The 1,327-nt window shown below is 62.6% G+C and carries 2 protein-coding genes and 1 pseudogene (1 of these 3 cut by a window edge); all 3 read left to right on the top strand.

What is annotated here, in order from left to right; translation table 11 throughout:
* Positions 1–542 (top strand): annotated as a pseudogene (locus ACFFAR_RS18030) (PilW family protein) (it extends 274 nt beyond the left edge of the window).
* On the top strand, positions 539–1,078 hold the full coding sequence (locus tag ACFFAR_RS18025) for a hypothetical protein (protein ID WP_375508213.1): 540 nt from the start codon (positions 539–541) through the stop codon (positions 1,076–1,078). The pseudogene ACFFAR_RS18030 and the gene ACFFAR_RS18025 overlap by 4 nt, the downstream one beginning before the upstream one ends.
* Positions 1,075–1,327 (top strand): type IV pilin protein (locus ACFFAR_RS18020; protein WP_375508212.1); only part of this gene is annotated, 253 nt, incomplete at its 3' end. The genes ACFFAR_RS18025 and ACFFAR_RS18020, both read left to right, overlap by 4 nt.

Below are 1,327 nucleotides of genomic sequence, written 5' to 3'. Positions count from 1 at the left end.
TGTTCGGATGCTCGTCAGGCCGTCCTGCGGGAAGTGACTCGGCGCCGACGTGCGAGACGTTGACCAGCCGCTCGGACGGCATCCTGATTCGTTATGGCGCCGATACGATCTCGACGTGGCCCTCGTCATCGGGTTCGCCCACGGATTGCCTTGGCCAGATATCGGCGGGTGAACGGATCACGAACCGTTACTACGCCAAAGCCAGTTCCTCGACCGTTGAGCCGGAGCTTTATTGCGAAGGCAGCGGCAAACCGGGAACGGGGCAACCCATGGTCGAAGGCATCGAGCGGCTCAGGATTGGCTACTGGCTGAAGGATGCGCCGGTTGCCGTCGATGCAGCGTCGATTGCAAGAGACCGATGGCCATTCGTCACCGCGGTGGAATTGTGCGTGCTCGCACGCGGCGACGCGCCGAGCGCAACGGCGCGCCCGCGCTACACGGACTGCGATGGCGCCACGGTGATCTCGGCGGACGGCCGGGTCCGGCAGGCGTTTCGCAGACGCATCGCGCTGCGTAATGGCAATGGACCGGAGGCGTTATGAAGATACGAACCGGTCATCGCCGGCACTCGCGGGGCGTGGCGCTGCCCATCGTTTTACTGATCTCTTCGATGCTGCTCGTCACCGCCGCAGCATGGCTCGAAGCCGCGTTGGTCGGCGCGCGGGCCACCGGCAACCTGCAGGACCGGGTCCAGGCTTTTCACGGCGCCGACAGTGCGTTGCTGCGCTGCGCCCGCATCGCGCTCGATTCGTTGCCTCAGCCGAGTAACGTCACTGGCCCACTCGGAAGCGAGCCGGACAAATGGCGCCTGAAGGCGTCGTTCGAAGGGGCATCGGCGAATGCGTTGATGCCTTTTACAACCTGGCCGCAAGCAGCGAAACCACCGCAATGTCTGATCGAAGCATGGCCGGCCAGTAATCGTGATGGTGGCGGCGCATTTCTGATTACTGCGCGTGGATTTGGACGGCGCGTGGTTATCGAAGCGTGGTTGCAACAACAGGTCGAAATCACCGAAAGCGGCGCGGTTGCGCGCTGGCGGCGCGTGGTCGCAAAACCTTTTCAGACGAGTTCGCCGTGAATACGACCGCATATACACTCAAGGGATTCAGCCTGCTCGAACTCATGATTACGCTCGGCGTGGCGGCGATCATCGCGATGTTCGCGATGCCGGTTTATCAGCAACAGGTGATGAAGGGACATCGGCTGGATGCGGGTGCCGCGATTTATCGGGCTGCACAATATGTGGAGAGTGCGCGAAGCGCGTCCGGTAACGACGCCGCGCTCAAACTGCCGGAGCCGTTCGGCCTGAACTACGTCGAAGATGGCC

Source organism: uncultured Caballeronia sp. (assembly GCF_964243625.1).
In the GTDB taxonomy this organism is placed as follows: domain Bacteria; phylum Pseudomonadota; class Gammaproteobacteria; order Burkholderiales; family Burkholderiaceae; genus Caballeronia.
Note: the sequence above shows the minus strand (reverse complement) of the source record. Positions and strands in the feature narration are given on the sequence as shown.